Source organism: Microbulbifer mixtoriginis (SeqCode), assembly GCF_052467945.1.
In genome coordinates this window covers 522682-547306 of the sequence record NZ_CP174328.1, presented here as the reverse complement: position 1 = coordinate 547306, position 24625 = coordinate 522682, and the positions used below count along the sequence as shown (strand labels likewise).

The 24625-nt window shown below is 53.9% G+C and carries 20 protein-coding genes and 1 tRNA gene; 6 read left to right on the top strand and 15 right to left on the bottom strand.

Features of this window, described 5'->3' with window-relative positions; all coding sequences use genetic code 11:
- Window positions 1-49 precede the first annotated feature (49 nt).
- Window positions 50-2413 (bottom strand): DUF1631 domain-containing protein, encoded by a 2364-nt coding sequence (locus ACJJIJ_RS02280; RefSeq protein WP_444938540.1) that lies wholly within the window; start codon window positions 2411-2413, stop codon window positions 50-52.
- A gap of 515 nt (window positions 2414-2928) precedes the next feature.
- Between ACJJIJ_RS02280 and nadC the strand changes: the two genes are divergently transcribed.
- A complete protein-coding gene (gene nadC, locus ACJJIJ_RS02275; protein ID WP_444939556.1) occupies window positions 2929-3750 on the top strand; it encodes a carboxylating nicotinate-nucleotide diphosphorylase in 822 nt (273 codons plus the stop codon).
- Between the two features lie 55 nt (window positions 3751-3805).
- Here the strand turns inward: nadC and ACJJIJ_RS02270 are convergent, their stop codons facing one another.
- The 10 genes from ACJJIJ_RS02270 to ACJJIJ_RS02225 form a co-directional block, all read right to left on the bottom strand.
- On the bottom strand, window positions 3806-4552 hold the full coding sequence (locus ACJJIJ_RS02270) for a sulfite exporter TauE/SafE family protein (protein WP_252084952.1): 747 nt from the start codon (window positions 4550-4552) through the stop codon (window positions 3806-3808).
- Window positions 4553-4558: 6 nt separating this feature from the next.
- Entirely contained in the window at window positions 4559-4735 is a 177-nt protein-coding gene (gene ccoS, locus ACJJIJ_RS02265; protein WP_252084951.1) for a cbb3-type cytochrome oxidase assembly protein CcoS, read from the bottom strand.
- Window positions 4736-4751: 16 nt separating this feature from the next.
- Window positions 4752-7196: a heavy metal translocating P-type ATPase gene (locus ACJJIJ_RS02260; protein ID WP_444891025.1), complete on the bottom strand. Its 2445-nt coding sequence runs from the start codon at window positions 7194-7196 to the stop codon at window positions 4752-4754.
- Window positions 7193-7717 carry a FixH family protein gene (locus tag ACJJIJ_RS02255; RefSeq protein ID WP_252084949.1) on the bottom strand — a complete coding sequence of 175 codons (525 nt, stop codon included), beginning with the start codon at window positions 7715-7717 and terminating at the stop codon, window positions 7193-7195. The genes ACJJIJ_RS02260 and ACJJIJ_RS02255 overlap by 4 nt, the downstream gene beginning before the upstream one ends.
- An 84-nt stretch (window positions 7718-7801) precedes the next feature.
- Window positions 7802-9220 (bottom strand): cytochrome c oxidase accessory protein CcoG, encoded by a 1419-nt coding sequence (gene ccoG / locus ACJJIJ_RS02250; RefSeq protein ID WP_444904089.1) that lies wholly within the window; start codon window positions 9218-9220, stop codon window positions 7802-7804.
- A 139-nt stretch (window positions 9221-9359) separates the two neighbouring features.
- On the bottom strand, window positions 9360-10268 hold the full coding sequence (gene ccoP, locus ACJJIJ_RS02245) for a cytochrome-c oxidase, cbb3-type subunit III (RefSeq protein WP_252084947.1): 909 nt from the start codon (window positions 10266-10268) through the stop codon (window positions 9360-9362).
- The gene (locus tag ACJJIJ_RS02240; RefSeq protein WP_252084946.1) at window positions 10268-10504 is read right to left on the bottom strand and encodes a cbb3-type cytochrome oxidase subunit 3; all 237 of its coding nucleotides are present in this window, start codon (window positions 10502-10504) and stop codon (window positions 10268-10270) included. Before ACJJIJ_RS02240 ends, ccoP begins: the two co-directional genes overlap by 1 nt.
- An 18-nt stretch (window positions 10505-10522) precedes the next feature.
- Window positions 10523-11140 carry a cytochrome-c oxidase, cbb3-type subunit II gene (gene ccoO / locus ACJJIJ_RS02235; RefSeq protein WP_252084945.1) on the bottom strand — a complete coding sequence of 206 codons (618 nt, stop codon included), beginning with the start codon at window positions 11138-11140 and terminating at the stop codon, window positions 10523-10525.
- Window positions 11141-11151: 11 nt separating this feature from the next.
- On the bottom strand, window positions 11152-12606 hold the full coding sequence (gene ccoN, locus ACJJIJ_RS02230) for a cytochrome-c oxidase, cbb3-type subunit I (protein ID WP_252085974.1): 1455 nt from the start codon (window positions 12604-12606) through the stop codon (window positions 11152-11154).
- Window positions 12607-12793: 187 nt separating this feature from the next.
- Window positions 12794-14014 carry an argininosuccinate synthase gene (locus ACJJIJ_RS02225; RefSeq protein WP_252084944.1) on the bottom strand — a complete coding sequence of 407 codons (1221 nt, stop codon included), beginning with the start codon at window positions 14012-14014 and terminating at the stop codon, window positions 12794-12796.
- 321 nt (window positions 14015-14335) lie between these two features.
- On the opposite strand from ACJJIJ_RS02225, the gene pyrC reads away from it, so the two are divergent.
- From pyrC to ACJJIJ_RS02210, 3 genes are all read left to right on the top strand, one after another.
- The gene (pyrC, locus tag ACJJIJ_RS02220) at window positions 14336-15367 is read left to right on the top strand and encodes a dihydroorotase (protein ID WP_444938539.1); all 1032 of its coding nucleotides are present in this window, start codon (window positions 14336-14338) and stop codon (window positions 15365-15367) included.
- A gap of 87 nt (window positions 15368-15454) precedes the next feature.
- Window positions 15455-16129 carry a ribonuclease T gene (gene rnt / locus ACJJIJ_RS02215; RefSeq protein WP_252084942.1) on the top strand — a complete coding sequence of 225 codons (675 nt, stop codon included), beginning with the start codon at window positions 15455-15457 and terminating at the stop codon, window positions 16127-16129.
- A 174-nt stretch (window positions 16130-16303) separates the two neighbouring features.
- Window positions 16304-16498 (top strand): PFL_1563 family small protein, encoded by a 195-nt coding sequence (locus tag ACJJIJ_RS02210; RefSeq protein ID WP_252084941.1) that lies wholly within the window; start codon window positions 16304-16306, stop codon window positions 16496-16498.
- 134 nt (window positions 16499-16632) lie between these two features.
- On the opposite strand, the gene secF is transcribed toward ACJJIJ_RS02210, so the two are convergent.
- The 4 genes from secF to queA form a co-directional block, all read right to left on the bottom strand.
- Window positions 16633-17634: a protein translocase subunit SecF gene (secF, locus tag ACJJIJ_RS02205; RefSeq protein WP_252084940.1), complete on the bottom strand. Its 1002-nt coding sequence runs from the start codon at window positions 17632-17634 to the stop codon at window positions 16633-16635.
- Between the two features lie 11 nt (window positions 17635-17645).
- Entirely contained in the window at window positions 17646-19514 is a 1869-nt protein-coding gene (gene secD, locus ACJJIJ_RS02200; protein WP_444938538.1) for a protein translocase subunit SecD, read from the bottom strand.
- A gap of 205 nt (window positions 19515-19719) precedes the next feature.
- A complete protein-coding gene (gene tgt, locus ACJJIJ_RS02195) occupies window positions 19720-20838 on the bottom strand; it encodes a tRNA guanosine(34) transglycosylase Tgt (protein WP_444939555.1) in 1119 nt (372 codons plus the stop codon).
- Between the two features lie 14 nt (window positions 20839-20852).
- Window positions 20853-21926: a tRNA preQ1(34) S-adenosylmethionine ribosyltransferase-isomerase QueA gene (queA, locus tag ACJJIJ_RS02190; protein WP_444938537.1), complete on the bottom strand. Its 1074-nt coding sequence runs from the start codon at window positions 21924-21926 to the stop codon at window positions 20853-20855.
- A 293-nt stretch (window positions 21927-22219) separates the two neighbouring features.
- On the opposite strand from queA, the gene ACJJIJ_RS02185 reads away from it, so the two are divergent.
- Complete coding sequence (locus tag ACJJIJ_RS02185; RefSeq protein WP_444938536.1) at window positions 22220-24163, top strand: acyltransferase family protein; 1944 nt, start codon at window positions 22220-22222, stop codon at window positions 24161-24163.
- A 157-nt stretch (window positions 24164-24320) separates the two neighbouring features.
- Window positions 24321-24407 (top strand) — tRNA-Leu (locus tag ACJJIJ_RS02180).
- The last annotated feature ends 218 nt before the right edge of the window (window positions 24408-24625 follow it).

Below are 24625 nucleotides of genomic sequence, written 5' to 3'. Positions count from 1 at the left end.
TGGAAACCCGGTCTAGACTGCCGGGTATATGAAATTGCCTTTTTATTCCCTAACGCTGTTCACTGCGTTTTTTACGTACATTACCAATTACTGACTGCAAGGCGCGCTCGAACAGCATGCCGTCATCTAGGGGTAACAACTGTGCTGAGCGCAGGGCATGGGCCAGTTCCAGGCGGGCAAATTCCGCTACTTTGGCACCATTGCGATTTACAAAAATAAACTGGTCGATATCCCGGATCACCGCCGCCAAACGACAGCGGAACTGTTCCTCTTCGGATCGCTTCAGCTCGAACCAGCTTCCCTGAGCCAGGCGGAAGGTCATCTGCCAGTGGGGATCGTCTTCATCGAGTTGTGCCAGTCCCTGCTGCTCCTCAGTAACCGGGGCGACTTCAGCTTGGGCCACCGCCTGCTCTATCTCTTCCATAGGCGGCAGAGCAATTTCCTCCTTGGCTTCGGCACTATCAACCGCTACCCGATCCTCAGCCAAGGCCACTTCAGCTTCTGGCGATTCTGCAACTGCTTCAATCTTGGCTGTTTCAGCCGGTGTTTCCGCCACCACCTCTACGGCAGTAGCCGCTTGAACTTCCCTGGCTACCTGCTCTTTGACTAAGCGCTCGCGCTCCTCTGTTAAGCGTTGTGCCAAGGCGAAGCGCTCGCGATAAATTTCCTTAAGGCCGGCAAACAGACTACGGGCCTCAAAGGCATTGTAGGAAAGCGCCTCAATACCTTCCCTCAGGCGCTCCTGCAAAGTTGGCAGAAGGCTCAAAAGCTGCTTGCGTGCTTCCGGCATCGGCGCCTGCACACTCCAGACCAGGTCTCGAGCGGTGCGCACATCGCGACTCCAGGCCTCACTGTCAGTACCCTCTTTAACGCAGGTGAGGAATAAAACGTTATTCCAAACCTTATTGAGCCAGTCCTGCACAACCGGCGGCAGATCGCGCTCCGCCACCAACGCATCCATAACAGCGGCAACGCGCGCTCGTGCGGCCTGGGTTTTTGCACGGCCATCGGCCTCATCCACCACCCGGCGTTCTAGCATCTCGGCGCGTTTGCGCTCGCGGGCTATAAACTCACGCAGGGACTCCAACAAGGCTGAAAAGATATGAATATCCTGATCAAACTCATTCAGGGCACGCTCAACAATCTGGGAGATTTCCCGGTAAAGAGGGTCGGACTCATAGTTTTCCGGAGCCTGCCAACCCGTGGCTGCATCGGCGAGTTCGTTGAGCAGCTTACGTGCGGGGTGCCCCCCTTTACTAAAGAATGATTTATCGGCGATAGCCACCTTTAGCAAGGGCAGCTGTAAACGACCCAACAAGGATTTAATGGGCGTTGCCAGGCTGCGATCTTCCAGGATAAAGGAGAACAGCATCTCCACCAGCTTGATAACATCACTGTCCACTTTCGCCAGCGATGCCGCTTGGTTTGCCTCTACCAAACGCTGCTGTAATAGCTCACCCACATTGAGCAATTGGGCCGTACCACCGCCCTGGTAATGAGCTCCGCTCTGTAAGGCGCCCAGGTGGCTGAGCAGATCTCCCGCCGGCATGGGGGTCATAGCAGCTGTAGCAGGTACTAGGCCCGGAGCAACGTGGCCGCTAACTGGAACGCCTGAAGCAACCGGCCCCTGCCCCTCAGCCGCAGCATGGCCGGTACCCACTGTAGTCTGGGCACCACCTGACACCGGCGTAGAATGTGCAGCAGGCCGTTGGCGCGCCGCACGCTGTTGCTCCCTCAGAGAGGGCAATACTCCCTGCTCCACCAACAACTGGTTACAAAAATCATAAAACCCCCGCAGCTGTTGCATAACAAGCTGCTCAAACTTTTTCAACAGGGTGAGGCGGGCGCGAATATGTAGATCGAGGGGTTGGATTGCCTCCACAAAGGCGTCGCAAATAACATCGGGCCCCAAGGGGTTGTTCTTGTCGTAAATCTTAACCGAATAAAGGGTATCCAGGCGCAGACACAATTCCGTTAAAGGTTCTGCAAAATCGCGTTTTGCAGAAGCCACCATGGTATCTGCAGCCACCAACTGCTCTAGATCATCGTTGTGGACCAGTGACAGGTTATCTGGAGCAAAGCTGGGTGTGTCCTGAGCCTCCTGGCGAATCTGAAAAGCCTGTTGGACATTGCCGATGAAGTTTTCTGCAATATTGCGGCGCTCAACCCGCAACAGGCGCAAGGCTTGGAACAATCCATCTTGCTCTTCCTGACCATGGGCACGCTCGGCCATGGCAAAAAGTGAGTCATCCACTTTGCCAAACAGTGACTTGACCCGCTCGAATAACTCGGCGCAAGCCTTCTCCTTCAACATTGCAACGGCCGATGGAAGCACCATGGCTTTACCTGCAAGCGCCGTAGATCGCTCTGCGCTTTTCTCTGAAAGGGAAACTACCTTGCTGGATTCACTCATTTCCAAGAGGTCCTTCAAATACCATCCGGCTATTACGTATTTGCTGGCTTAAATCTTGTTGGCCGCACAAGTCGCGGTAAATAACCAAGCCTTACTTTTTACCCACACCACTTCTATCAATCAGTGGCAATAGGTTGGGATACACATCGCCACCACTAATTAAAATTAATCGACATCTTGCTTGAGAAAAACCAATAACCTCTTGATTTTGCTCAGATTTCAAGCTTTTTAATGCAGGTAAATTGAATAGTGAAGACAGGGATAACGTGCACCTACGCCGATACCCATCCGCCTTGGATTTTACCCATGATAACTGCCCTATTGACACAGTTTCGCGACACATTTGAGACACTTGTCACAGCGAAATGTTGGGGCAGCTGCTATCGGGAAAAATACATGCAAAGGAGTGGCATGGACCCCCAGGCAATCCAAATCCCATGGGTTTTGGTAAACTGCCCGCGCGTTTATTTCGAGGTTTGCCAATGCACCCTAAAGACTCCACCATCCCAAACATCATGACCGACCTGCAAAGGGCTGTGCGAACGGCACTGGAGGAGGATATTGGCGATGGCGATATCACCGCCCAGCTGATCCCCGCTGATCGCAGTGCCCGTGCCCGCGTGATCACCCGTGAGGACTGCACCCTGAGCGGGCGCGCCTGGGTTGAGGAGATCTTTCGACAACTAGATCCCGACCTGCAATTAACCTGGCATTTTACTGATGGCGATAGAGTTTCCGCCAATAGCGTGATTTTTGAACTCGAGGGCAATGCCCGCACAATCCTCACCGGCGAGCGCACCGCACTTAACTTTCTGCAAACCCTGTCCGGCACAGCAACCACTGCCGCAGAGTTCGCCGCACGCGCCACCGGTACCGAGGTGAAAATCCTCGACACCCGCAAAACCATTCCAGGCCTACGCAGCGCGCAAAAATATGCCGTACTGTGCGGCGGCTGCCACAATCACCGCATCGGCCTCTACGACGCTTTTCTTATCAAGGAAAATCATATCGCCGCTGCCGGTGGTATCGACAAGGCCGTAGCCCAGGCGAGAACGATTAAACCGGGGGCACTGGTAGAGGTTGAGGTGGAAACTCTCGAAGAACTCCAGCAAGCGCTAGATAGCGGTGCAGATGTAATAATGCTCGATGAATTCAACGATGCGGACACCCGCAGTGCTCTGGATATGGCCAAGGGGCGCGCGCGAATTGAAATTTCTGGCAGTGTAGATCGGGAGCGCATCGCACAGCTGGCGGAACTGGAAGTCGACTACATATCCTCTGGCAGTTTGACCAAGCACCTGCGTGCTGTCGACCTATCGCTGCGTATCGAATTTTAGATTTGATGGGGCACAGTGCTGCTACTGCCGTGCCCCACAAGCCCGCCAACAACAATCAGTGATGATGGTGGTGGCTTTCTTCCTGTGGCTTCTCCTCAACAGATTCCACGGCATTCATAGCACCGTGATTGCTGTGATCTCCGTGCCCCCCATGGCCGAGAGCGCCCCACAATGTCCAAAAGCCAAACAGCATAATCGCGGCGGCAAACCCCAGACGCACCCCTGGCTTCTGCACGAAATTACGCACCTGTACGGCGGCGGCGCCAGTGGCCAACATGGCTGGCAAGGTGCCTAGGCCGAAAGCAAGCATCGCCAACGCTGAGCGTTCCGCACTGCCCTGGGCCAAAGCAAAAGTCAGGGCGCTGTAGACTAAACCGCAGGGCAACCAACCCCACAGAGAACCCAGTGCAATAGCCTGTCCCGCGGAGCGCACCGGCAACAACTTAGCGGAAAGCGGCTGAACATAGCGCCAGAGGTAGCTACCGCCCTTCTCAAGCCACACCAGGCCGCGCCAGATACCCGCTACATAGAGCGCCATCACAATCAACATTATTCCTGCAGCAAACCGCAACGGTGTCAGTGCCGGAATAACGGCAGCCCCCAGGGCACCGGCCAGGCCACCCATCAATGTGTAACTGGCAACGCGCCCCAACTGGTAGGAACCCAGTTGCACCCAGGCGGTCTGCCTACCTGGCACCGCCATGCCCAGCGCGCCAGAAATCCCTCCACACATACCAATACAGTGACTACTACCGAGAAAACCGATGGCGAGCGCAGCCGCCAAAAAACCCCAATCCCCCACGAACTACTACTCCTTTTCCTCAGTCTTTGTGGATGATGCCTGCAGATCATCTTCAAACAAGATTCGTCGTCCCTCCGTCTCCAGATCGTCATATTGGCCGTTATTTACGGCCCAGAAGAAGACTTTTATGGCGAGAGCAACAAATACCACCGCAATAGGAATCAGGAAATAGAGACTGTCCACGCTTCACTCCTCTGTATTAATCCGCCAATCTGGGGCGAATATTGGGCTCTACACGGGTGGTGTCCTCTGTAGAAGGTGCGGCTCGAGACAAGCGCAGTGCATTGATGACCACTACCAGAGAGCTCAGAGACATACCAATAGCGGCGGCCCATGGAGGCACCAGGCCGCACACCGCCAGGGGTAGTGCTATGACGTTATACCCCAGGGCCCAGGCCAGATTTTGACGTACCACCCGGCGACACTTACGCGCCAGAGCGACAGACTGCGCCAACACCCGCAGGTCACCGTTGAGCAGAATTGCATCCGCGCGGGATTGGGCCAGGTCAGCGGCAGACATCATCGCCACCGACGCGTCAGCACCTGACAATACCGGCACATCATTGAGGCCATCACCCACCATCAGGACTTTCTCCCCCGCGTCCTGCCGCTGCTTCATATGGGAGAGCTTGTCTTCGGGCGATGCACCAGCGCGGAAACCTTCGATGCCCGCCTGGGCAGCCAACCGTTTTACTTCAGCGGATTGGTCGCCGCTCAACAATTCAACTGACAGGCCCATTTGGCCCAGCTGCTCAACCGCCTGTGCAGCGGAGTCCCGCAATTTATCGCCAAGCGCGATCCAGGCGATGGCGCCAACCTCATCGGCCAGCAACAGCCACTGCCCCTCTCCCTGTGGAGCTGTAATAGATTGCATGATGACAAAATCGGCTCGGCCCAGGCGGTAGCGGTTGCCCTCTATCTGCCCCTCCAGGCCGCGGCCTGTATGTACCTTGAGCTGGCTTGCAGTCAGGTTGCCACGCCAGGCACGAAATGCCCGTGCCAGTGGATGGTGAGTTTGGGACTCGAGTGCTGCAGCCACATCTTTGACTTTCTGTTCGGTCCAGCCATCACGCAGTAAATCAATATGCAGGATGCGTGGTTCGCCACGGGTCAAGGTACCGGTTTTATCGAACACCACACGACTGATGCGGGGCAAGGTCTCTAAAAGACTGCCGCCAGCAACCAACAAGCCCAGCTCCTGCAGACGCAGAGTTGCTGAGGCCAATGCCGCGGGAGTCGCCAAAGACAAAGCACAGGGACAGGTCACCACCAACACGGACAAGGCCACCCAAAATGCCCTACTCGGGTCCAGTTGCCACCAGACCGCGAAAGCACTCAGGGCTGCAACCAGTACGACTCCGACAAAAATGCCGGCAACCCGATCCGCCAGGGCTACCTGAGCTGGCTTCTCCAGCTGGGCGCGCTCCACAAGACGCTCAATTGCCGACAAGCGCGTGGATTTTCCGGCGGCAGTGACACGCACGGTAAGACTGGAATCGCCGTTGACGCTGCCTGCATACACAGGACTGCCCACGGTCTTTTGCTGTAGCGCGGATTCACCACTGAGTAGCGATTCATCTACGCCACTCTCACCTTCGAGTACCTCACCATCAGCGGGAATCGTATCGCCGGGGCGCAGTAAAATCCGGTCGCCAGCCGCCAGGGCTGCTACGGGGACGTGGGCAACCTCAGTGCCGTCATATCTTGCCGCGGTCATGGGCAACAGCTGCGCGAGCCCACCGCTGGCTAGCCCCGCTCGGTGGCGCGCGCGCATCTCAACAGTGCGCCCCAACAGCAAAAAGAAGGTAAACATGGAGATGGATTCAAAATATACCTCGCCGGTACCGAATACGGTGGCATAGAAACTGGCCCCATAGGCCAGGCCAATAGCGAGGGAAACCGGCACATCCATACTCAAGTGGCGCGTGCGCAGACTGCGCAGGGCCGCGCTAAAGAAAGGCCGCGCGGCATAGAACACTACAGGAGTGGCTACCAGCAGAGAGACCCAGCGGAAGTAACGTTCGAACTCACCCACATCACCGCTGCCGGCACCAAAATAGAGGGCGATGGCGAACATCATCACCTGCATGGTACCGAGACCAGCGACCCCGAGGCGGCGCAGGGCAGCGCGATGCTCACTCTGGATCACACTTTCACGATTGGCAGCAGTCGCCGGCGCAGGGCGGTAGCCGATCTGCTCCAGGGCCTCAAACAGGGCGCTGGGTTGAATCTGCTCTGGATCGAAAACAATTTGCGCGCGCTGGGTACTGGCGTTGACCGAGACTTTCTCGATACCGGCCAATTGCCCCAGATGTTTTTCTATCAACCAGACACAGGCGGCACAAGTAATACCACCGATCAGCAGCGCCGCCATTTGGCGTCCACCGTCCCAGTCGTGCACAAACTGCTGCTGCACTTCGGGAAGATCATAAGCACTCCAGCGATCCTGTGGCTGGTTCTGCTCCGGGCGATCACTTTGTTTTTCCCGATAACGGTAAAAGCCGTCCAATCCCCCGGAGACAATTGCACTCGCCACAGCCTCACACCCCGGGCAGCACATGCTGCGCGGGACACCTTCGATCACAACTGAGTGATTACTGCCAGCGGGAACCGGTAGCCCACAGTGATAACAGGGTGACTTCATTGACTGCCGGGATTCATGGGCGCCGCGTTGCCCAGGTCGAAGTTGATCTCGCCTTTCAAGCGCCACTCGGCTTGCTGGTGTGCACTTGGGTCAAGTTCAGGCATCAGACGCAGGTACCAGCGGCTTTTTAAGGCGCCCGGTACTTCACCGGAATAGCGCCCCACAGAGAGCTGTGACAACTCAATATGCTGGTCCAGATCCTCTTCCATCGGGTGGCTCAGAGTGAGCAGCAGTTTTTCCGGGTAGTCGGTATTGCCATTCAATTCGACAGTAACGCCACCTTCAGTGCGCTGGAACTGCACCAAGGCCGCCAGCCCCAGAGCTTTGGCACGTTGGTCTTGCTCCGCGGAAAAATGGTACATGCGGCTGTCTTTGTAGTAGGTATCGCTGACCTGATCATCAGCAAAACGCACGGCAATGGAGACCGTAATAGAGGAGACTACAACCACCGTAATCAACGGTGCCAAGACCATCCAGGCCCAGAATTCCCGATACCAGGGTTTCGACGTTGGTTCATTCATCGCGTTACCAAAATTACCGTTTTGTGCAGAAAAGCAGAGCCCGCCTGAGCGGGCCCGTACTTTGCAACGGGAACGGCTTCCCGTCTACTGCTTGGGACCAATAAATACCGCTCGATGCTTATTGACCAGCTCCGGGTCATCGACAGCCTGCACCACGATATCAATATCGTGCTTGGTGTCCTTCAGCTGGGTCTCGGGCACACTCACCCGAATCGGTACCGGGTAGATCTCCCCGGCCTTCAGGTAAATATTGCGCGGTTTGCGCACCGAATAGTCATAATTCGGATTGCCCTCAACACGGATCGTGAACTCATGAGCTGCCTGATCCATATTGCTGATCTTCACGGTATACACATTCTGCACCAACCCTTGTGAAACCCGATACATACGGGCACCGCGGTCACGGGTGACTTCCGCCTCGATAGGACTGCGAGTTGCCACCTGATGCGAAAACAATCCTATCATGGCCAGCAAAACGACTGCGTAGCCAAACAGTCGCGGACGTAAAAAGTTCGTCTTGCCAGTCTGTAGCTCGTCTTCAGAGGTGAAGCGAATTAAGCCCTGCTCATAGCCCATCTTATCCATGACGCTGTTACAAGCATCGACACAGAGACCGCAGTTGATACACTCAAACTGCAAGCCATCGCGAATGTCGATATCCACCGGGCAAACCTGTACACACCAATAGCAGTCGATACAGTCACCCATACCTTCGGCTTTGTAGTCCACGTTCTTTTTACGCGGCCCGCGAGTCTCACCACGCTTGGCATCGTAGTAGACCGCAAGGGTATCCTCGTCGTACATCACCGACTGGAAGCGTGCGTAGGGGCACATGTATTTACATACCTGTTCCCGCAAGAAGCCCGCGTTCATGTAAGTGGCAAAGGTAAAGAAGGCTACCCAGAAGACACCTTGCGGATGAGCTTGGAAGGTGGCGAGGTCTACAACCAGCTCACGAATGCCATAGAAGTAGCCAACGAAAGCCAGAGCTGTAGCCAGGGAAATCAACAGCCATAAAGCGTGCGTGCCGCCCTTGCGCAGGACCTTTTCCGCGTTCCACGGGGCCTTATCCAGCTTCATGCGCTTGTTGCGATCACCCTCGCAGATACGCTCTGCCCACATAAACATCATGGTCCATACGGTCTGAGGGCAAGTGAAGCCACACCAGACCCGCCCCATCCAGGTGGTAACAGCAAACAGGGCGAAGGCGGCAATAATCAGCAGCCAAGCCAGTAGGAAGCCGTCCTGGGGGCCAAAGGTTGTCCAGAAAATATGGAATTGTCGGGTGGGGAGATCAAAAAAGACTGACTGGCGCCCGTCGATATTGATCCAGGGAAGAAAGAAGAAAGCCAGCAACAACGGCAGGCCGGTATATTTGCGGATACGGGTGAAAACACCCTTGATATGTCGGATATAAATTTTATCGTCCGACTCATACAGCATGCGATAGCGAACCTCGCCATCACCTTCCTGTTCCTCACGGGTTGGAATTAAATCACTCACACAAACCTCACTCTCGCACGGACACATCTTGTACGCGGGCCAGGTAGCCACTTATTTTGAGGCTTTTTTCTCCGTCCCTGCAGCGCCCGGAGTCCCTTGAAAAAACAAGGCCCAGCAAATGCCGGGCCTCAATAGTAAATTACTGCTGTTCTTCGTCCTGCTGGGACAGGCTGTAGACATAGGCCGCTACCAGGCGGATTTTGTCTTCACGCAGTTTATCTCTCTGCGCGGGCATCATATTGGATCGCCCACTGCGAATGGTGTGCTGGATCTGCTCCCGGCTGCTGCCGTAGAGCCACAGATCGTCGGTCAGGTTGGGAGCACCCAGGGCTTGATTACCCTTGGCGTCCATTCCGTGACAGGCCATACATACAGTGTTAAACACCTTCTGGCCTTCAGCAGCCATCGCCTTGTCGTGGTTTAGGCCATTGAGGGAGAGCACATACTCGGTGGCATTACGCACACCCTCTTCACCAATAATCGGACCCTGTGGAGGCATCATACCCTGACGCCCATTGTATAGGGTCTCAAGGATTTTCTCCGGGGTACCACCATACAGCCAGGCATTATCGGTCAGGTTGGGGAAGCCAAAGTTACCGCCGGCATCGGCACCGTGACACACCGCACAGTTGTTAGCGAAGATTCGAGAACCCATTTTTAGGGCTTCCGGGCTCTGCGCAATCTGCTCAATAGGCATATCGAGGTATTTGCCAAACTGCTCGTCGAACTTTTCCTGGGCCTTAGCCTGGGAAGCTTCCAACGCGCCGACAGATGACCAACCACCAAGACCTTTGAAGTTACCCAGGCCTGGGTAGATCACCAGGTAAACTGCTGAGAACACCAGTGTGGCGATAAACAGCAAGAACCACCACTTAGGCAGAGGATTGTCGTACTCCTCAATACCGTCGTAGACGTGGCCGGTTGTTTTGTTTTCCGGTTCAGCCTGGTCGTCAACCGCTACTTTTCGGTTGGCGAACAACACCCAGGTAATCAACGCCAGATTGGCGAGGGTGAGTACAATTACCCACACACTCCAGAATGTACTCATTACTTATCCTGCCCCTGTTTTCGTTCAGTCCCGGGCTTTTGCCCGGATTTGGATTCGTCCTTCTGAGCAGCCGACGAATCGTCCTTATCGGCTTGCTGCTCATCATCGGCAAATGGCAAATTGGCATCTTCTTCGAAGCGCTTCTTGCGCTTCGGAGAGAAAGCCCACCAGCAAATAGCCAGAAAGGCCAGTGATCCCAGAACCAGTCCGATTTCCCGCAAAGTTTCGATAGTCACGAGTTTCCTTCCTCGCTATTAGCGTTTTTGGGTAACCAGGGTACCCAGCTGTTGCAAGTAAGCGACCAGCGCATCAATTTCTTTCACCTTGCCACCTTTGAAAGGCTCGGCGGCATTGGCGATATCCTCATCGGTGTAGGGCACACCGACCAGGCGCAGCGCTTCCATCTTACGCGCGGTGTAATTACCAGTAACCACATTGTCGAACAACCAGGGGTAGGCCGGCATGATGGATTCAGGCACTACACTGCGCGGGTTGTACAGGTGAGCACGCTGCCATTCATCGGAATAGCGGCCGCCCACACGGGCCAGGTCAGGACCAGTACGCTTGGAGCCCCACAGGAAGGGATGCTCGTACACGGATTCCTGTGCCATGGAATAGTGGCCGTAACGCTCCACCTCGGCGCGCAGCGGGCGCACCATCTGGGTGTGGCATACGTGACAGCCTTCGCGAATATAGATATCGCGGCCTTCCAGCTCTATTGCGGTCAGCGGCTTCTGACCCGGCAGCGGAGTGTAGTTCGCCTTGGTAAAGAACTGCGGGACAATCTCTACCAGAGCACCAAAGCTGATGGCGATAATGGTGAAAAAGATCATCCAGCCGATATTTTTTTCTACGATGTCATGATTCTTCACGATCTAAACTCCTATGCCGCAGGCACTGCGCGAACGGTGTTATCGGCTTCGGCATCATTTACTTTCTCAGTAATCGTGCGGTAGACGTTGTAAGCCATCAGCAGCATACCTACCAGGAACATGGCACCGCCCAACCAGCGCACCACATAGCCTGGGTGGCTCGCAACAACACTTTCCACGAAGCTGTAAGTCAGGGTGCCGTCGGCGTTGAAGGCGCGCCACATCAGACCTTGGGTAATACCGTTTACCCACATCGCAGCGATGTACAGAACCGTACCTACAGTGGCCAACCAGAAGTGCGCGTTGATCAGCTTGGTGCTGTACATTTCGCGACGCTTCCACAGAACCGGAACCAGGTGGTACAGAGCACCGATAGAGATCATCGCAACCCAGCCCAATGCGCCGGAGTGTACGTGACCGATAGTCCAGTCGGTGTTGTGAGACAGAGCGTTCACCGTCTTGATAGACATCATGGGGCCTTCGAAGGTGGACATACCGTAGAAGGACAGGGATACCACCAGGAAGCGCAGGGTAGGATCGGTGCGCAGCTTATGCCAAGCGCCAGACAGGGTCATGATGCCGTTGATCATACCGCCCCAGGAAGGCGCCAACAGGATCAGGGACATTACCATCGCCAGGCTCTGCGCCCAGTCGGGCAGCGCTGAGTAGTGCAGGTGGTGACCACCGGCCCAAACGTACAGGGAAATCAGTGCCCAGAAGTGCACGATAGACAACTGGTAGGAGTAAACCGGACGACCAGCTTGCTTAGGTACGAAGTAGTACATGATGCCGAGGAAGGCTGCAGTCAGGAAGAAGCCTACCGCGTTGTGGCCGTACCACCACTGGATCATCGCATCCTTGGTACCGGAGTAGATGGAGTAAGACTTGAACGGAGCAACCGGAATTTCCAAATTATTAATAATATGGAGTACGGCAATGGTGATGATGTAAGCACCGAAGAACCAGTTGGCAACGTAGATGTGGGAAGTCTTGCGCTTCATGATGGTGCCGAAGAACACCAGTGCGTAAGCCACCCAAACTACGGCGATCAGGATATCGATCGGCCATTCCAGCTCAGCGTATTCCTTGGTGGAGGTGAAGCCCATCGGCAGGGTAATAGCCGCTGCCACGATAACGACCTGCCATCCCCAGAAGGTGAAGGGAATCAGCCAGCCGCCCCAAAGGCGAACCTGGCAGGTGCGCTGCACCACATAGTAGGAGGTGGCAAACAGAACACTACCACCGAATGCGAAGATAACCGCATTCGTGTGCAGTGGCCTCAATCGCCCAAAGTGCGAGAAGGGCTGCCAGAAATCGTTCAGCTCGGGCCAGGCCAGCTGAGCCGCGATCAATACGCCCATGCCCATACCAAAGATGCCCCAGACCACGGACATGATGGTGAACTGGCGCACGATATTGTAGTCATAGTCCGGCACAGGGCCGGTCTTTGCCACCGTTGTCGTCATGTTTTTACTTCCGTTGCTTTTAAAATTCGGTTCCACTGAGCGGGCCTGGCCCACCACTGGGTCTGCAGCAGTCATGTATGAACCCGCTTATAACGTCGAAGGCATACACATAACTGTCACTGTTGGCCAGAAAAGGATTTAAGCGCATCCATTTCCAGCCTTGACTGATCTAAATCAACTAAGCCGACTAAATCAATTTTCTTCCTTTACCGGCGGCGATGCGCAGGCGCAGGGCATTGAGCTTGATAAAGCCCTCTGCATCTTTTTGGTTGTAGGCTCCAGCATCATCCTCGAAGGTTGCGATACGCTCATCGAAGAGGCTATCTACAGAGCGGCGGCCTACTGCACTGACACTACCCTTGTAGAGTTTCAGGCGTACTTCACCATTCACCACTTCCTGGGATTCATCGATAGCGGCCTGCAACATACGGCGCTCAGGCGACCACCAGTAACCGTTGTACACAAGATCCGCGTAGCGCGGCATCAAGGAATCTTTCATATGAGCCACTTCGCGATCCAGCGTAATAGACTCGATAGCACGGTGCGCCTTCATCAAAATTGTTCCACCGGGAGTTTCGTAACAACCGCGGGATTTCATTCCCACGTAGCGGTTTTCCACGATATCCAGACGACCGATACCGTTAGCTCCACCCAACTTGTTCAGTTTTTCCAACAGGGTGGCCGGGCTCAAACGCTCACCGTCGATTGAGACTGGATCACCTTTCTCAAAGCCGATGGTGATGTAAGTCGGCTCTTCTGGTGCGGCCTCCGGGCTCACACTCCAGCGCCACATATCTTCCTCGGCTTCCGCCCAGGGATCTTCGAGGATGCCGCCCTCGTAGGAAATGTGCAGCAGGTTGGCATCCATCGAGTAAGGGGATTTTTTCTTCGTAGAAGAGAAATCCACTGGAATCTTGTGCTGTTCGCAGTACTGCATCAGCTTTTCGCGGGAATTTAAGTCCCATTCGCGCCAGGGCGCGATTACCTGAATACCCGGCTTCAGTGCGTAGGCACCCAGCTCAAAGCGCACCTGGTCGTTGCCTTTACCGGTGGCACCATGGGAAATAGCATCGGCACCAGTTTCGTTGGCAATTTCAATCAAGCGCTTGGCGATCAGCGGACGCGCGATAGAGGTGCCCAGCAGATACTCGCCCTCGTAAATCGCATTGGCACGGAACATCGGGAAAACGAAGTCCCGCACATATTCCTCGCGCAGATCGTCGATATAAATCTCTTTCACACCGAGCGCCTCGGCCTTGGCCCGCGCCGGTTCAACTTCCTCACCCTGGCCAATATCCGCAGTGAACGTCACTACTTCACAGCCGTAAGTATCCTGCAGCCATCGCACAATCACTGAAGTATCCAGTCCGCCGGAATATGCCAGTACTACCTTCTCGATTTTGCTCATTGCTGTCCTCTGCTGCTGGATTTTTGCCGCCACGATCAAAGTGCGGCGATTGGAATCACCTATCTGTGAAGTTTGTTTCGTTCTGGGGGAGGTTATTCTTGGAGGTATGCCCAGGCTCGGTATTTATGGGCACAATTAATACCCACACACTTTATCGGGGCGCGATTGTAGCGCCTCTGCTCGCAATCGACTAGCGCCAAGGTGAGAGTCTATACAATTGATTAACTTTTAACCGGACCGCGCATCGCATTTTGACCCTGCATCGGGTAGCATGCGCGCCGCACAGAGACACTTCTACAGCAATTGATATCCTGGAGTACCATGACGGAGCAAATCACTCTTCGCGCCCCCGACGACTGGCATATTCACCTGCGTGACGGCACTGCCCTGGAACGCACCGTTGGCGATGCCGCCCGACAATTTCACCGCGCAATTGTGATGCCAAACCTGGTACCGCCCGTCACCACCGGTGAAGGCGCAGACGCATATCGCGAGCGCATTCTCGCGCATATCCCAGCCGGCCGAACTTTTGAACCGCTGATGGTGATTTACCTCACCGACAAGACCGATGCCGAAGTGATTCGCCAGGCCCACGCCAGCGGCGTAATCGCAGCAAAACTCTACCCGGCTGGTGCCACCACCAACTCCGATTCCGGCGTAACTGACATCGCCAATATTTACCCGGCTTTGGAAGAAATGCAGTCCTGCGGCATGAAGCTGTTGGTACACGGTGAGGTCACCACCAGCGATATCGATATTTTCGACCGCGAGCAGGTATTTATCGAGAAGACCCTAGCGCGCCTGGTAGAAGATTTCCCCACTCTGAAAGTGGTTTTTGAGCACATCACTACCGCCAATGCCGCTGAGTTTGTGCAAAATGCCCGCGAAGGCGTCGCCGCGACAATTACCGCGCACCACCTGCTGTACAACCGCAACCATATGCTGGTTGGCGGTATTCGCCCGCACTTCTACTGCCTGCCAATTCTCAAACGCGGCGATCATCAGTCGGCACTGATTGAAGCCGCCACCAGTGGCAGCCCGAAATTTTTCCTCGGCACCGACTCGGCCCCCCACGCGCACCACAAGAAGGAGCACGAGTGCGGCTGTGCCGGTTGCTACACCGCTTACTCCGCTATCGAGCTGTACGCCGAAGCCTTTGAGCGCGCCGGCAAGCTGGATAAGCTCGAGGGCTTCGCCAGCAATTTCGGGCCGGATTTCTACGGCCTGCCGCGCAATCAGGACACCATCACTCTGGTGAAGCAGCCCTGGGCACTTCCCGAAGCGTTGGATATGGGCGGCGAAAAGCTGATCCCCCTGGCCGCCGGTGAAACCCTGAACTGGAAGCTCGTATAATTCCAGTTCAAACCCTCGCGGGCCCAAGCCCGCGAATCCCCTACGCCGGATTTATCCCGGCACAACTGAGATTTACAAGGACCCAAAGTGACCCCGGCCGAAGAACCCACAGGACCAAAGAGCTCCCTTGCCCAGCGATTTCGCGGCTTCCTGCCGGTTGTGATCGATCTGGAAACCGGCGGCTTTAATGCGCGCACCGATGCCCTGCTGGAAATTTCGGCGGTAATCCTGGATATGGATGAAGAGGGGAAACTTTTCCCGCTGGAAACCCACAGCTTTCACCTGGAACCATTCGATGGCGCCAATGTGGAGCAATCAGCGCTCGACTTTATCGGCATCGATCTGGAATCCCCCGAGCGCGAGGCCTGGCCCGAGGAAATCGCCCTGCCGGAAATGTTCCGCAAGATCCGCAGTGCCGTGAAGAAACACAGCTGCACCCGTGCCATTATGGTTGCCCACAACGCCCACTTCGACCTGGGCTTTGTGAATGCCGCGGTTGAACGGACCGGGATCAAGCGCAATCCCTTCCACCCCTTCTCCTGCTTTGACACCGCTACCCTCGCCGGACTCGCCTACGGCCAAACCGTGTTGGCCAAAGCCTGCCAGGTAGCCGGCATTGAGTTCGACAATAGCTGCGCCCACTCCGCCGAATACGACGCGGAAAAAACCGCAACCCTGTTCTGCGGTATCGTCAACAAATGGCGGGAACTAGGTGGCTGGCCAGTGGCCAATACCGAACTCCTGGAGCAGGAGACCGAGTAATCCTCGTTCGGGCCAGTGCAACTGGCCCTCTCCCACAAAGCGCCCTTTAGTGACAGTACAACCTCTGTATATGGCGGCAAACTGTGCACTATGAGTGCCACTTAGGCAGTTGGATGCTTTTTTATCCAATTTGCTGTATGATGACTGGCCAACCCAAAACACCGGACAGTCACCGTGGCCAAAAAAGCATCCTCCTCTTCCAGTCGTAAGCAGACCGCCCCCTTAGAGACCAGCGAGAGTATTGAGGCGCAAGTGCAAGCCTTTTTGGAGAAGGGTGGCGAGATCGAGCAGGTCCCCAAGGGTGTCAGCGGCCAGACCAACACTTCCGGCCCCAAACATATCACTCTGGGCAAAAAACCTCGCAGCTAACTGATTGCCACTAGCTAGGCAAATCACCCCACAGTGAAAACCCCGATTGCAGTGCTTACTTATCAGTAACTGAATAATCGGGACAAAAAAAGGCCGCTAAACAGCGGCCTTTTTTATTTGGAAGCTCTTCCTGATTAGGGCATTTCTTCCAGCTCTGCGCCTTCCTTCACCGGCGGCATCAGATCCTCTTTGCTGATCTTCAATGCCATCAGCACGTTCGCTGCGACGTAAACAGACGAGTAAGTACCCACAACCACACCGACGATCAACGCCAGGGAGAAGTTGTGGATCAGCTCACCACCAAAGAACTGCAGTGCCCAAAGCACTAACAAGGTGGTGAAAGAGGTCATAAAGGTACGGCCCAGGGTCTGACTGATGGAGATGTTAATAATCTCCTCCGACTCTGCCTTGCGCACTTTACGGAAATTCTCGCGGATACGGTCAGATACCACGATAGTATCGTTCAACGAGTAACCGATCACCGCCAGCACCGCCGCCAACACGGTCAGATCGAAGTCCAACCCCATCAGAGCAAAGAAGCCCAGCACAATAATGACGTCGTGCCCCAGTGCCGCTACCGCGCCAACCGAGAACTTGTACTGGAAGCGCAAAGCCACGTACATCATCACCAGTGCCAGCGCTACCAGCATACCCAGGCCGCCGTCGTCACGCAGCTCGGCACCCACTTGCGGGCCGACCAATTCGACCCTGCGCAGGGTAACGGTGCCCTCACTACCGGCACGTAGAACCTCTACCACCTTGTCGCCAATAGGCGTGGTGGTCTCCTGATCGGTGGCGCTAATACGAGTCTCTTCTTCGGCTACCTCTGGGGGCAACTTGATCATCAGCTCGTTATCGGAACCGTAGTTAACAACCGTGGCGCCCTCGAAGCCGGCATCTTCCAACTGAGTGCGCACGTCGTTAATAAACGGAGTAACTTCGTAACCCACTTCTACCTGGGTACCGCCGGTAAAATCCAGACCGAACTTCAGGCCCTTGGCCGCCAGTATTCCGATCGAAGCCAGCACCAGCACAACGGATAGTACGGTGGCAAACTTGCGCCAGCGCATAAAGTCGTACACGCGCTTGCCCATGTACTCGGTAATCTTTCCGCTTTCCACTTTGGTCTCACTCATGGCCAGCCTCCTTAAATCCAGAGTTTCTGTACACGGCGACCGCCGTAGAACAAGTTGATGATTGCGCGCGTGCCCATAATGGCACTAAACATAGAGGTGAGAATACCGATAGACAGGGTCACCGCGAAGCCCTGTACAGGGCCGGAGCCGATAGCGTAGAGGATCACCGCCACAATCAGGGTAGTGATATTCGCATCCACAATGGTGCTGTAGGCGTTATCGAAACCGGCACTAATCGCTGTTTGGGGAGGCATCCCATTCCTGAGCTCCTCCCGTATTCGCGAGAAGATCAGCACGTTGGCATCCACCGCCATACCCACAGTCAATACGATACCGGCGATACCGGGTAGCGTCAGGGTGGCGCCGAGAATCGACATCACCGCCACCAGCAGAATCATATTGACCGCCAGGGCAATATTGGCGGCGAGGCCAAATACCCGGTAGGAGATCAGCATACAAATAATGACTGCGAGCAGACCGATCTGTACCGATTGCACACCCACCTTGATGTTATCCGCACCCAAGGACGGGCCGATCACACGCTCTTCCACAAAGTACATGGGAGCGGCCAGCGCACCGGCGCGCAGCAGCAGGGCCAGTTCCTGGGCTTCTGCCGGGCTGTCCAGTCCGGTTACACGGAACTGTTTGCCCAGAGCGCTCTGCACGGTGGCCAGGCTGATAATCTTTTTATCTTCGGTTCTAACCTGCTCGACAATCTCATTGCCCTCGGCATCCATTTTGGTCTGCGGGGTAAAACGGGTCTCGATAAACAGGGTGCCCATACGGCGGCCGACATTCTTCCAGGTGGCGCGGTGCATCAGCTCACCACCACGGGAATCCAGGGTGATATTCACCTGGGGAAGACCGCTCTCATCGTAGCCGACACGCGCATTGGTTACGCTGTCACCCTTGATGATGATCTTGCGCTCCAGCCAGGCGCCGCCGTACATCTGCTGTTGGCGCTCGCTGCGGTATTCGAAGTACTCCTTGTTGGTGACCAGCTCATCGGGGCGGGCCTCCATACGGTATTCCAGGTTGGCGGTCTTACCGATAATCCGCTTGGCTTCGGCGGTGTCTTGAACACCGGGCAGCTCCACCACAATACGGTTGCGCCCCTGGCGCTGTACGATCGGCTCGGCCACACCCAGCTCATTCACCCGGTTGCGCAGGGTGGTGAGGTTCTGGGAAACCGCATAATCCTCAAGCTGTTTGATCTCTTGCTCAGACAAGGTGGCCCGGATTTCCAGGTTCTCGCCACTGCCGGTCTCGCGCAGTTGCAACTGCGGGAATTCCTTACGCATGGTGGAAAGGGCCAGGCTGCGCAGCTCCTCGTTGCGGAAACGCGCCACAATCTCGCGATCGTCGATCAGGTTAACGCTACGGTAACGGGCCTTGGCCGCGCGCAGTTTGGTTTTCACATCCTGCACATAGCCTTCCATATTGGTTTTTACGATGGTGTTGGTATCCACCTCCATCAGGAAGTGCACACCACCGGCCAGGTCGAGGCCCAGCTTCATGGGGCTGGCGCCGATATCACTGAGCCACTGGGGGGTAGTAGACGCCAGGTTTAGAGCAACCACGTAATCGCTGTGCCCCAGCGCCTCCTGAATCGCGCGCTTGGCAGGCAGCTGCTGATCGATGGATTCGAGGCGAATCAAAATCGCCTTATCACCCACCTCGCCACCGAAGTGGGCAATACCCGCGTCATCCAGAGCTTTGCGCGCCTTGGTGAGGACATTTTCATCCATCTCCATGGCACTGGACTGCCCGGAAATCTGCACCGCAGGGTCCGGCTTGTAGAGGTTGGGCGCGGCGTAGATCAGGCCGAAGGCCACAACCGCGAGAATCAGAAAGTACTTCCAGATCGGGTAGCGATTCATGCTGTTCTCATTGTTCTAGTGTGACCCCGAGGGCCGGTAAATCTTGGCAATCTGCCACGATATGTGGGCGCAGTACACAGATTGCAAGGTGCACAGCCGCCGACAAAAGTGGGAGCGATTATACGGGGATCGAATGAACGGACAAATGACAGGGGCACAATCGTGCGATCGACTGTGCCCCAGATAGGATAAAAGTGCGGCGCTATCAAGCCTGCAGCGCTGGAACCTCGCGGCCCAGACCTCGGTAGAACTCCGCGACATAAGCCTCCAGCGCATTGGCGGCAATAGCATCGCGCAGCTTTTGCATCAGGCGCTGGTAGTGACGCAGATTGTGAATCGTATTCAGCTGCGCACCGAGAATTTCACCACAGCGATCCAGGTGATGCAGGTAAGCGCGGGAGAAATTCTCGCAGGTATAGCAATCGCACTCTTCCTCCAAGGGGCCCGTATCGTGACGGTGTTTGGCATTGCGGATTTTCACCACACCCTCGAAGGTAAACAGGTGGCCGTTACGCGCATTACGGGTGGGCATGACGCAGTCGAACATATCCACACCGCGGCGAACAGCTTCGACAATATCTTCCGGCTTACCCACACCCATCAGGTAGCGCGGTTTATCTTCCGGCATCTTGTGTGCCAGGTGATCCAATACCTTGATCATCTCCTCTTTCGGCTCACCCACAGACAGGCCGCCAATGGCATAGCCATCGAAACCAATCTCGGTGAGGCCGCGCAGGGACACATCGCGCAACTCCGGGTACATACCGCCCTGCACAATACCGAACAGCGCCGACGGGCTATCGCCGTGAGCCTTCTTGGAGCGCTCCGCCCAACGCAGGGACAACTCCATAGATTTGCGCGCTTCGTCAGTGGTGGCCGGATAAGGCGTACACTCATCGAAGATCATGACGATATCGGAACCCAGGTCCCGCTGAACGCGCATGGATTCTTCCGGGTCCAGAAATACCGGACTGCCATCGATAGGCGAGCGGAAAGAAACCCCCTCTTCCGTAATCTTGCGCAGCTCACCCAGACTAAACACCTGGAAACCGCCGGAGTCGGTAAGGATCGGGCCGGACCACTGGGTGAAATCGTGCAGATCGCCGTGGGCTTTAACCACTTCAGTACCTGGGCGCAGCATCAGGTGGAAGGTGTTGCCCAGAATAATCTGTGCACCGATCCCTTCGATATCCCTCGGCAACATGCCTTTCACGGTGCCGTAAGTGCCCACCGGCATAAACGCCGGGGTTTCCACCACACCGCGAGGGAAGCGCAAGCGGCCGCGACGGGCCTTGCCATCAGTGGTATCCACTTCAAACTGCATAAAACATTCGCGGCTCACTGGGTATCTCCTTTCGCTGGTGCGACTTCTTCTTTTTTGGCATTGGGATCGCGGGTAATAAACATGGCATCGCCGTAACTAAAGAAGCGGTAACGCTCCTCAACTGCGGCCTTATAGGCGGCCATCGTATGCTGGTACCCGGCAAAGGCGCTCACCAGCATCAATAAGGTGGATTCTGGTAGATGGAAGTTGGTGACCAACTTATCCACAACCTGGAATTCATAACCGGGATAAATAAAGATATCTGTCTCTCCCACGGTGGCCTGTAACTGGCCACTGCGCGCCGCACTTTCCAGCGCGCGCACGCTGGTGGTACCCACCGCAATCACGCTGCCATTGCGCGCGCGGCAAGCGGTTACCGCATCCACCACTTCCTGGGAGACATCCAGCACTTCGCTGTGCATCTGGTGCTCGTAAATATTGTCCACGCGCACCGGCTGGAAGGTACCGGCACCCACATGCAGGGTAACGAAGACAACCTCGACACCTTTATCCCGCAGCGCACCGATCATTTCATCATCAAAGTGCAGCCCCGCCGTCGGCGCCGCCACTGCACCGGCATTGCGGCCGTATACGGTTTGGTAGCGCTCGCGATCACTGGCATCGTCTTCACGATCAATATAAGGAGGCAGCGGCATATGGCCGAGGCGATCCAGAATCGCCAGCACACCCTCTTCTTTGGGGAAGGACAATTCAAACAGTGCATCCTTGCGGCCGGTCACCTCTATACGGGTGCCGTCTTCAAGGACGATGGTGGAACCGGGCTTGGGCGACTTACTAGAGCGCACATGGGCCCAGATATCCGTCTCATTGAGCACCCGCTCCACCAGGATTTCCAACTTACCGCCAGTCTCCTTCTGCGCGAACAAACGCGCCGGGATCACCCGGGTATCGTTAAAGACTATCAGGTCACCAGCTTGGACCTGATCGAGAATATCTGGGAACTGCCGATGTACAATGGCCCCACTGGGCCCATCCAGACACAAAAGACGGCTGCCGCGGCGCTCTTCAGTAGGCGCGCGGGCGATCAGCTCATCGGGCAGATGAAAGTCAAAGTCCTGACGCTGCATGGAATCCTGGAAATCTAGAAACTATGGAGAGGTCGCGAAGGTTATAGGAAATTTTAGGAGCTGTTAACTTTGAAGCAAAAAAATTGTCAGCCATGCCAGCCTTTACACCTATTGACACTACCGCCTAAATAAGATAAGCAATCATCAATTCGTAAAAAACTTGCTAGATTCAAAACATTTGCCGTAAACGGTATGCAAGACATCCGAGCTAAAAACCCACCTATACGCACTAGCCTTTCCTCTAGGTATATGGAAAATACTCCTTCACATTTTTTCAGCTTGAGTAGAGAACTTTGCCATTTCGAGCCGATATTAATGGCCTTCGAGCCATTGCAATAATTGCAGTTTTATTTTTCCATTTTAAATCGTCATGGCTTCCAGGCGGGTTTATAGGTGTGGATATATTCTTTGTCATTTCAGGGTTCTTAATGACAAGAATAATTTATAATGGATTGGAAAGGGGCGACTTTTCCCTAATAATATTCTATGCCGCACGTGCCAACAGGATTATTCCTCCTTTATTTACCCTTTGCATAATATTACTTATCATCTGCTGGGTTCTACTAACACCAACTGACTATGAAAACCTAGGAAAACACTCAATAGGTAGCGCAGGCTTCTTTTCTAATATTATTTATTGGCGGGAGTCCGGCTATTTTGATACAGCCTCTCACGAGAAGTGGCTTCTACACACTTGGTCGTTATCAGTAGAATGGCAATTTTATTTACTATACCCAATAGCCTTGCTGACCATAAGGAAACTCACATCGCAAAACACTCTTAAGGCAATTATATTAGCAAGCACCATTATGGGTTTTGGAGCTTCAATAATAGCAACAAATATCGCGCCCGTAGCCTCCTTCTACCTCCTCCCCACAAGGGCCTGGGAAATGATGCTTGGTGGACTAGCCTACCTCTACCCACTACAAATAAAAACAGAAAACACAAAAAGAATTATAGAGGGCGCGGGATTAACAACAATTATCGCATCATGCTTCTTCATCTCCGATGAAGCAGCATGGCCAGGGCTCTTAACAGCTCTCCCCACTATTGGTACATACCTAATAATTCAGGCGAACCGAGACTCTAGCGTTATCACAAATAACTTCGCGCTACAGAAAATTGGAACCTGGTCTTATTCAATATATTTATGGCACTGGCCATTAGCTGTAGCTATTTCTTATTTCTCTCTCGACCAGAAATTTATTTACATTGGCTTAGTCTGCTCAATAATACTTGGATATATTAGCTATAACACTATCGAAAAAAGAAAGTCCAACATTAAACCCTCCACATCCATCTTGAGGCACTACCCGCTTTACATGGTGTTAACTACTACAATTTTAGGAACAATTGTATACAAGTTTTCACCGAATAAGGACTTTAAAAACATCCCTGAAAAAGTCCTAGATACCGTAACAAGAAAGCAATACGAATGCTTCAACAAGAAATACCTTCATGAAGACCATCAAGAATTTTGTACTTTAGGAAAAGGCGATAAAAAAGTATTTGCATTTGGCGACTCCCACTTATTTTCTGCCCTTCCATCTATTGAACAAGTGGCACAACAAAATAACTTATCTGTAACATATGCAAGCTTTATGGGCTGCCCCCCACTGGCTGGAATTTATCCAATCCGCAAGGATCAAGATGAGAGGAATTGCCATCTATTAAATGAAAAAATAATAGATCACATCACTAAAGAAAACTATGACATTGTACTTTTAGCCGCAAGATGGACCTACTACACAGAAGGCTTATATTCTGGAAAAAGCCCCCAATATTTATCTCTAAAACCTACAGGCATAAAAAATAGAACTGAATCAGTTAGAGCTTTTCGTCATGGAATATCCTCCACCCTAAAGCGCCTTAACAATGAAAAAACCAACATTTTAATAATGCTGCAGGTTCCAATGCAAAAAGATTTCCCAGAAAAGATTTATATGAAATCCATTCTCACAGAAGGAATATCAAAAGAATTACTCGCTATAAATTCCATTAAAAAAATTACACATGAAAACTTCCAGAGAAAAACAAACGAAATACTTGCCAAAGAATCAAACAAATACAGCAAGGTTCACATTCTAAATCCAACAACAGCTTTCTGTAGTGAAACTCATTGCCCTGTAGGAAGTTTAAGCGCCTCCTATTATTTTGACGACGACCATCTCTCTACGACAGGCAGTAAAAAGCTAAACGATCTTCTAACTTATCATTTCTTACGGCTGGCCCAATAACATACATATGATCGAAGAGAGTAGCTATCTCTTGGGACTACTCTCTTTCCCCCTTGTAAAATGAAGAAGCTCATAATCAACCAATAATTCACAGGCCAGATAAGCTTAATTTTTTCTTGACATAGCTCTTAAGCCTGATATTATGCGTGCAAATTCTGCCAGAGTGGTGAAATTGGTAGACACAGGGGATTCAAAATCCCCCGCCCTTAAAAGCGTGCCGGTTCGAGTCCGGCCTCTGGTACCATCTCTCAAACCCGCGTCAGCTCTAGCTTTCGCGGGTTTTTTAATTCTGCGCAGGCAACTTTGTAAAAGATTCATTTGTTGGTTTCAGCGCCAAAGTGTCAACAAAGTGTCAACGCAAAATCACGTTGACACTTTGCTATCCCGTAAGCCTTCCGGCTGTGCAATATCCTTTCACTTCTCTTCGCAACTCTTCAAAGTGTGAAACCCCCACCGACCCCA